At 72.2% G+C, this 7,528-nt stretch carries 6 protein-coding genes; 1 reads left to right on the forward strand and 5 read right to left on the reverse strand.

The genetic code is table 11. The features are described 5' to 3' along the window. Nucleotides 1–141: 141 nt before the first annotated feature. From ACGF12_RS03000 to ACGF12_RS03015, 4 genes are all read right to left on the reverse strand, one after another. On the reverse strand, nucleotides 142–1,536 hold the full coding sequence (locus tag ACGF12_RS03000; RefSeq protein WP_393024597.1) for a S8 family serine peptidase: 1,395 nt from the start codon (nucleotides 1,534–1,536) through the stop codon (nucleotides 142–144). Between the two features lie 287 nt (nucleotides 1,537–1,823). After that, on the reverse strand, nucleotides 1,824–2,582 hold the full coding sequence (gene fabG, locus ACGF12_RS03005) for a 3-oxoacyl-ACP reductase FabG (RefSeq protein WP_387615472.1): 759 nt from the start codon (nucleotides 2,580–2,582) through the stop codon (nucleotides 1,824–1,826). 29 nt (nucleotides 2,583–2,611) lie between these two features. Further along, nucleotides 2,612–3,811, reverse strand: coding sequence for a thiolase family protein (locus tag ACGF12_RS03010; RefSeq protein WP_393024602.1), 1,200 nt, complete (start codon nucleotides 3,809–3,811; stop codon nucleotides 2,612–2,614). Nucleotides 3,812–3,838: 27 nt separating this feature from the next. Next, a complete protein-coding gene (locus tag ACGF12_RS03015) occupies nucleotides 3,839–5,002 on the reverse strand; it encodes an acyl-CoA dehydrogenase family protein (protein ID WP_393024605.1) in 1,164 nt (387 codons plus the stop codon). Nucleotides 5,003–5,177: 175 nt separating this feature from the next. On the opposite strand from ACGF12_RS03015, the gene ACGF12_RS03020 reads away from it, so the two are divergent. Next, the gene (locus tag ACGF12_RS03020; protein ID WP_393024608.1) at nucleotides 5,178–5,858 is read left to right on the forward strand and encodes a TetR/AcrR family transcriptional regulator; all 681 of its coding nucleotides are present in this window, start codon (nucleotides 5,178–5,180) and stop codon (nucleotides 5,856–5,858) included. Nucleotides 5,859–5,975: 117 nt separating this feature from the next. Here the strand turns inward: ACGF12_RS03020 and ACGF12_RS03025 are convergent, their stop codons facing one another. Beyond that, nucleotides 5,976–7,076: a nitric oxide synthase oxygenase gene (locus ACGF12_RS03025; RefSeq protein ID WP_393024661.1), complete on the reverse strand. Its 1,101-nt coding sequence runs from the start codon at nucleotides 7,074–7,076 to the stop codon at nucleotides 5,976–5,978. Nucleotides 7,077–7,528: the final 452 nt, after the last annotated feature.

Consider the following 7,528-nt stretch of genomic DNA (forward strand, 5'->3'; position numbering starts at 1 on the left):
CAGAAGACAGAAGACAGAAGACAGAAGACAGAAAACAGCGAACGGATAACAGATTTCGAAATCTGTTATCCGTTCGCTGTTACTTGTCAGCTGTCAGAAGCCGGTCGCAGTCGTCACGCACCCACCGCAACCGGCCACTACTCACTGCTGGTCGTCGTCACCCTGAATGTCGCCCGCGAGCGCGTGGACGAACTTGGCGCCGTCGATGGTGCCGAGGCCGCTCGCGAGGTCGTAGCCCTCGGTGGCGTTGTAGCCGGTGACGCCGCCCCAGCCGTTGTCGCCGTCCTTGACGTCGACGATGCCGCTCCACTGGCTCGGGAGCAGGCTCAGGCCGTACAGGCTCGGGTTGAGCTGGCCGAGGCGGTGGCCGGCCAGCTGGTCGGCGAGCGCGACGATGCCGGAGAACAGCGGGGTGGCCTCGCTGGTGCCGCCGGTGAGGTGCCAGCCGACCGCGGTCGGGTCGTAGGACTCGTAGGTCCAGGCGGCGCCGTCGACGGCGGCGCTCATGCTGATGTCCGGGGTGCCGCGGTGCTCGCCGGTGACGTTGGCGACGCCGGTCTGGTACCACGGGCGGCTGAAGATGCCGGACACGCCGCCGCCGCCGGCGCCGGACTTGTCGTGCCACACCTTGTCGGCCGCGGTGCGCTTGCCGTTGTCGTCCAGGGTCAGCTGGGTGCCGCCGATGGAGGTGACCAGCGGGTCCGAGGACGGCCAGGAGTTGACCTTGAACGGGTACAGGTCGGTGCCGTTGGTCTGCGAGTCGGTGGCGCCGTTGTCGCCGGAGGCGGCGAGCACGGTGACGTTGCGGTCGGCGGCGGCCTTGAAGGCGTAGCGCAGGTCGGTCAGCGACTTGAAGTCGCCCTTGTCGTAGCCCGGGAAGGTGTTCTCGGTGGCGCCGAAGCTCTGCGAGATGACGTCGCCGACGCCCTTCTTGATGAGGTCCTTCTCGGCGTCCATCATCTCGGGCAGGCCGGTGGTGCCCTCGGTCTCGGCGACACCGGTCTCGACCAGGACGATGTGGGCGTCGGGGGCGATCGCGTGGGCGTACTCGACGTCCAGGGTGGTCTCGCCGGCCCAGCCGGTGTGGTCGGGGTTCTTCGGGTCGAAGGCGGGGACGTTGCCCCACTTGCGGACCTCGACCTGGGTGTCCTTGAGACCCCACTGCTTGTCGAAGACCTCCAGGTCGTGCTGGATGGTCGGCGAGCCGAAGGAGTCGACGATGACGATCGTGCGGCCCTTGCCGGTGATGCCCTCCTTGTACAGCGGCGCCAGGTTGTAGGCGGCCTGGTACTGGACGGGCGAGTAGCAGTGGATGCCGATCTGGCTGACGCACTGGGTGGTGCTCAGCGGCGCCGGGCGGGCGGCGGCGAGGTGGTGCCCGAAGGAGGCGGGGCGGACGTGGACGCCCGAGTAGTCGTGCGCGGGGGCGGCGGTCGCCGCGCCGACAGCCGGTACGGCGATGGTGCCGGCGGTGAGGGCGGTGGCCCCCACGGCGAGCAGAGCCAGGGCACGTCGGAGGGTAGCGGGGCTGCCCATGGGACTCCTTGAGGGGGGCGCAGGGCCCGACCTTGGTCCGGTCGGGTCGGTCCGGCCATCCCATCGACTGCCGCATGATCATGCCATAGTCATTTAGTGGGGTAGTCCCATCAATGGCATGGTCCTGATCGGCCACGCAAAAAGGTAAAGGCCGTCCCAGGAGAAGGTAACCCCGCATCTGGGACGGCCGACTGACCAATCGTCAGTCAAGTCTCACCGATTTCACACTTTTCACCGAGTTGGCCAAGTTTACCAAGTTGACCGGCCTCGGGTAAGCCTCCCTCGGGTCACCGGGCCCCACCGTTGACGTACAGCGTCTGCCCGCTCACGTACGAGGCGTCCTCGCTGGCCAGGAAGGCCACCACCGACGCGATCTCCTCCGGCTGCCCCACCCGGCGCAGCGGCGTGCGGGCGGCCACCTCGGTCTGGTGGTCCTCGGCGGTGGCGCCGACCCGCTCGGCGGTGGCCGCCGTCATCGCGGTGGCGATGTAGCCGGGGGCGACGGCGTTGACGTTGACGTTGAACGGCCCGAGCTCGATCGCCAGGGTCGCGGTGAGCCCCTGGATGCCGGCCTTGGCGGCCGCGTAGTTGGCCTGGCCCCGGTTGCCGAGCGCGGAGCGCGAGCTGAGCGACACGATCTTCCCGTACTTCTGCGCCACCATGTACTTCTGCGCCACGTGGCTGCAGTTGTACGCGCTGGTCAGGTTGACCGTCAGCACCGCGTCCCAGTCGGACTTGGGCATCTTGAAAAACAGGTTGTCCCGGGTGATCCCGGCGTTGTTCACCAGGATGTGCAGCCCGCCGAGTTCCTCCGCGACCTGCGCGAACACCGCGTCGACGGAGTCGTAGTCGGCCACGTCGCAGCCGTACGCCCGGGCGGTGCCGCCCTTGGCGGTGATCTCGGCGACCGTCCCGGCCGCCCGCTCGGCGGTCAGGTCGACCACAGCGACCGCCGCGCCCTCCTCCGCCAGCCGGCGGGCGGTGGCCGCGCCGATGCCCTGCGCCGCGCCGGTCACCACGGCGACCTTCCCCGTGAAACGGGCCATGTCAGTTCCTCCGATCACTGGAAACTCCCTCAGACGTTCTCGACCAGCACGGCCGTACCCTGCCCCACGCCCACGCACATCGCGGCCAGGCCGCGTCGGGCGCCGGTGCGGTGCATCCGGTGCAGCAGGGTGGTCAGGATCCGGGCGCCCGAGCCGCCCAGCGGGTGGCCGAGGGCGATCGCCCCGCCGCTCGGGTTGACCACCTCGTCGGCCTGCTCCGGGCTGAACCCGATGCCGTCGGCGGAGGCCAGCGCCTGGGCGGCGAAGGCCTCGTTGAGCTCGGCGGTGTCCAGGTCGGCGAGGGTCCAGCCGGCCCGTCCGAGCACCTTCCGCGTCGCGGGCACCGGTCCGATGCCCATGACGTCGGGGTGCACCCCGGCCGAGGCCCCGGCCACGTACCGGCCGAGCGGCTGCAGCCCGAGGTCGCGCAGCGCCTCCTCGCTGACCAGGACCAGCCCGGCCGCGCCGTCGTTCATCGGCGAGGCGTTGCCGGCCGTGACGGTGCCGCCCGGGCGGAAGGCCGGCTTGAGCCTGGCGAGCTTCTCCAGGCTGGTGTCCTCGCGGATGCCCTCGTCCTGGCCGACCGTCACCCCGTCGGGCCGCTCGACCGGGATCAGCTCGGCGTCGAAGTGCCCGTCCTTGCGGGCGGCGGCGGCCCGCTGGTGGCTGCGCAGCGCGAAGGCGTCCTGGCGCTCCCGGCCGATGCCGTACCGGCTGGCGACCTCCTCGGCGGTCTCGCCCATGCTGAGCACGCCGTGCAGCTCGGCCATCCGCGGGTTGGTGAGCCGCCAGCCGAGCCGGGTGTCGTAGGTCTCGATCCGGTGCGGCAGCGCCTCGTCGGGGCGGGGCAGGACGAAGGGGGCGCGGGTCATCGACTCGCAGCCGCCGGCCAGCACCACGTCGGCCTCGCCGGAGCCGATGGCCCGGGCGGCGAGGGTGACGGCCTCCAGGCCGGAGGCGCAGAGCCGGTTGACGGTGGCTCCGGGAACGCTCTCCGGCAGGCCGGCCAGCAGGACGGCCATCCGGGCGGCGTTGCGGTTGTCCTCGCCGGCCTGGTTGGCGGCGCCCCAGTAGACGTCGTCGATCCGGGCCGGGTCGAGGGCGGGGACGTCGGCGAGCAGGGCGCGCAGCACGGTGGCGGAGAGGTCGTCCGGGCGGACCGTGGCGAGCGCTCCGCGCAGCCGGCCGATGGGTGTGCGGCGGGCGGCGGCGAAGTAGACGGGACGCACGTCGTGCTCCTTATCGGGGGGAGGGGGTCAGAAGGCGTTGACGCCGGTCAGGGCACGCCCGATGAGCAGTTGGTGGATCTGGCTGGTGCCCTCGTAGAGGGTCATCACCCGCGCGTCGCGCAGGTACTTGCCGACCGGGTACTCGTCGATGAAGCCGTAGCCGCCGAACACCTGGAGCGCGTTGTTCGCGGCCCGGACGGCGGCCTCGCTCGCGTGGAGCTTGGCGATCGAGGACTCGGTGGCGAAGGGCAGGCCGCGTTCGATGTGGTCGGCGACCTTCCAGGTGAGCAGCCGGGCGGCCTCGACGTCCACCGCGATGCCGGCCAACAGCTCCTGGACGAGCTGGTGCGAGGCGATCGGCCGGCCGAACTGCTCGCGCTCGCCCGCGTAGCGCACGGCGGCCTCCAGGCAGGCGCGGGCGATGCCGACGCAGCCGGCCGCGACCGACATCCGGCCCTTGGCCAGCGCCGCCATCGCCACCGTGAAGCCCTTGCCGACCTCGCCGAGCCGGGCGCTGTCGGGCACCCGGACGCCGTCCAGGGCGAGTTCGGAGGTGGCCTGGCCGCGCAGACCGAGCTTGCCGTGGATCGTGGTGCGGCCGAAGCCGGGCAGGTCGGTGGGGACCAGGAAGGCGGTGATGCCCCGGTGGCCCCGCTGCTCGGGCTCGCCGCCGCCGGTGCGGGCGAAGACCAGCGCGACGTCGGCCCAGGTGCCGTTGGTGATGAACATCTTGGCACCGCTGATCAGCCAGTCGTCGCCGTCGCGGACGGCCCGGGTGGTCAGGTTGGCCGCGTCCGAGCCGGTGCCGGGCTCGGTGAGCGCGAAGCAGCCGAGCGACTCGCCGGAGGTGAGCCGGGGCAGCCAGTGCCGCTTCTGCTCCTCGGTGCCGTAGCTGTTGATCGACTTGCCGACCAGGCCGAGCGAGACCGAGACGATCCCGCGCACGGCCGAGTCGCCGCGCCCGAGCTCCTCCAGCACCAGGCAGTACGCGAGGTGGTCGCCGCCGCTGCCGCCGTACTCCTCGGGGATGGTCAGGCCGAGGAAGCCCAGCTCGGCCAGCTTGCCGATGATCGCCCGGTCCACGGACTCGACGCGGTCCCACTCGGCGGCGTACGGCACGATCTCGCGGTCGGTGAAGGCGGCGGCGAGGTCCCGGACGGCGCTCTGCTCCTCGGACAACTCCAGGTTCACGGCGGCTCCCGACTCGGGCCCGGTGGACGCTTCGGGCCGATAAACTAGCGCTGCAAGTTTTACGGGGGGACTGTAGCCCCGGGCGGCCCGCGCTGGGAAGAGGCAGCTGTCAGAATCGGTCCCCCACCCACCCGACCGGAGGAGCCGGCCGGAGGAATCGGAGGAAGTCACCGCGATGGCCCGTCCGCGCACCCCGCTGCTCAGCCGCGAGCGCATCGTCGCCGCCGCCCTGCGGCTGATCGACGAGGAGGGGCTGGACGCCCTCTCCACCCGGCGCCTGGCCACCGAGCTGTCGGTCAGCGGGCCCTCGCTCTACAACCACTTCGCCACCAAGGACGAGCTACTGGACGCGGTGGTGGACAGCGTCATCGGCGAAGTCGACTTGTCGATGTTCAGCGGTGGCGCGGACCCCGGCCCCCCGACCGGGCCGGCGAGGCCGACGACCACCTGGCCGGAGGCGCTGCGCCACTGGGCCCGCTCCTACCGTGCCGCGCTGGCCGCCCACCCCAACATCGTCCCGGTACTCGCCCAGGGCCCGGGGCGGCGGCCCAACGCGCTGCGCCTGGCCGACGCCGTCTTCGGGCACCTGGTCGAGTCCGGGTGGCCGCGCGGCCAGGCCACCCGGATCGGCGCGCTGATGCGCTACTTCGTCACCGGCTCCGCGCTCGCCTCCTTCGCGGCCGGCTTCCCGTCGGACGCCGGGGTCTACGACGCGGCCGACTACCCGCACCTCGGCGAGGCGCACCGGCTGGCCGGGCACCGGGGGACGGTGGACGAGGGTGCCTTCGAGACCGGCCTGGAGGCGCTGCTGGACGGACTCGTGCTGCGCTTCGAGCGCCTCGCCGCGAGGGCGTAGCCCCGGCGTGCGTTCGCAGCCCCGCCCGGCGTTCGCCGCGCGGCCGCGCGTTCGCAGTGCCGGCGCGCGTTCGCGGTGCCGGTGCCGGTGCCGTTGCCGGACCGGGCCGGGCCGGTCCTACCAGGGCTCGCGGGCCGTGAAGGCCGGCCGCTGCTCCGGGTCCACCGGGTCGTAGTACCGGTGGTAGACCGGCGTCAGGGCGCCGGAGACCGGGGGCACGATCCAGCTCCAGTCCGCCGGGGTCGGGCGGCCGAGCCGCTTCTCCTGGGCGATGTGCTTGAGGAAGCGCTCCGACTCGGTGTGGTGGTCGGCGATCGTCACCCCGGCCTCCTGGAAGGAGTGCAGCACGGCGATGTTGAGCTCGATCAGCGCGCGGTCGCGCCAGAGCGTGCGGTCGCTGGAGGTGTCCAGGCCCAGCCGCTCGGCGACGGTGCCGAGCATGTCGTAGCGGTCGGCGTCGGCGAGGTTGCGGGCGCCGATCTCGGTGCCCATGTACCAGCCGTTGAACGGCGCGGTGGGGTAGCGCACGCCGCCGATCTCCAGGGTCATGTCGCTGATCGCGGGCACCGCGTACCAGCGCAGCCCGAGTTCGGCGAACCACTCGTACCCGGGGTGGCTGAGCGGCACCTCCAGAGTGGTGCCGTCCGGCAGCTCGTACCAGACGGGGCGCTCGCCCGGGCGCTCCTGGATGATCAGCGGCAGCACGTCGAAGCGCTCCTCGGCGCACTTCCAGCCGAGGTCGCGGGCCCGGGCGGCGAGCACCGCGCCCGCCGGGTCGCCGACCACGGCGCCGTCGACCTGGTGCCCGGCGTAGCGGACCAGCTGCTGGTTGAGGATGCGGGCGGCCGGTCGGCCCGGACGGTCGGGGGCGAACACCGAGATCACCGGGCGGATCCGCCCGCCGTTGCCGGCCGTCCGCAGGTGCTCGAAGCACTCGGTGGCGATGTCGTCGGCCGAGGAGAGGTGGCGCAGGTCGCGGACCACCAGGCTGCGCCAGTACAGCCGGCCGATGCAGCGGGCGGCGTTGCGCCAGGCGAGCTTGGCGCCGTAGGCGAGTTCGGCGGGGGTGTGCAGGTAGCTGCCGGTGCGGTCGATCTCGTCCAGGACGGCGCGCAGCCGCGGCTTCGGGGCACCGGCGGCGGGCTGCTCGCGGTGGAACTGGCGGATGAACTCGGCGGCCTGCTCCGGGTCGGTGAACGGCGGTGGCTCGGGCGGCAGTTGCGGGCCCGGGCGGTGCGGTGTGGGCGTCTGCGGTCTCGACGTCTGCGGTTCGAACGGGCGCGGTTCCGACGTCTGCGGTCCCGGCGTCTGCGGTGCGGACGCCGGGGCGGGCTGCGGGAACGCGCCCGGTGCACCGACGTGGTTGTGGGCGTGGGCGTACGGACAGCCGCCGCTCGGGGCGGTGGCGGTTCTGCGGGTGCGAAGCCGGTTGAAGATCAAGGACACATCCCTCCTGCCGCACAGGAGTACCGGAGGTGCTCGACCCGCCGCAGAGAGTGAACGATTCGGCCCCCGCACCCGCGCCGATCGCGCTAGGGTGCGGGGGCCGGGAGCCGGATGGTCCGACCAGCCCATCAACGCCGCTGCGTTTAGCGTCGTGGGCGAGTTGCAAGCCCGTCTTCCATGATCTTGACCTCGGTATGGAGGGTGTAGTTCTGGGCGGTGGCGGG

The organism is Kitasatospora sp. NPDC048296, from assembly GCF_043201815.1.
GTDB lineage: Bacteria > Actinomycetota > Actinomycetes > Streptomycetales > Streptomycetaceae > Kitasatospora.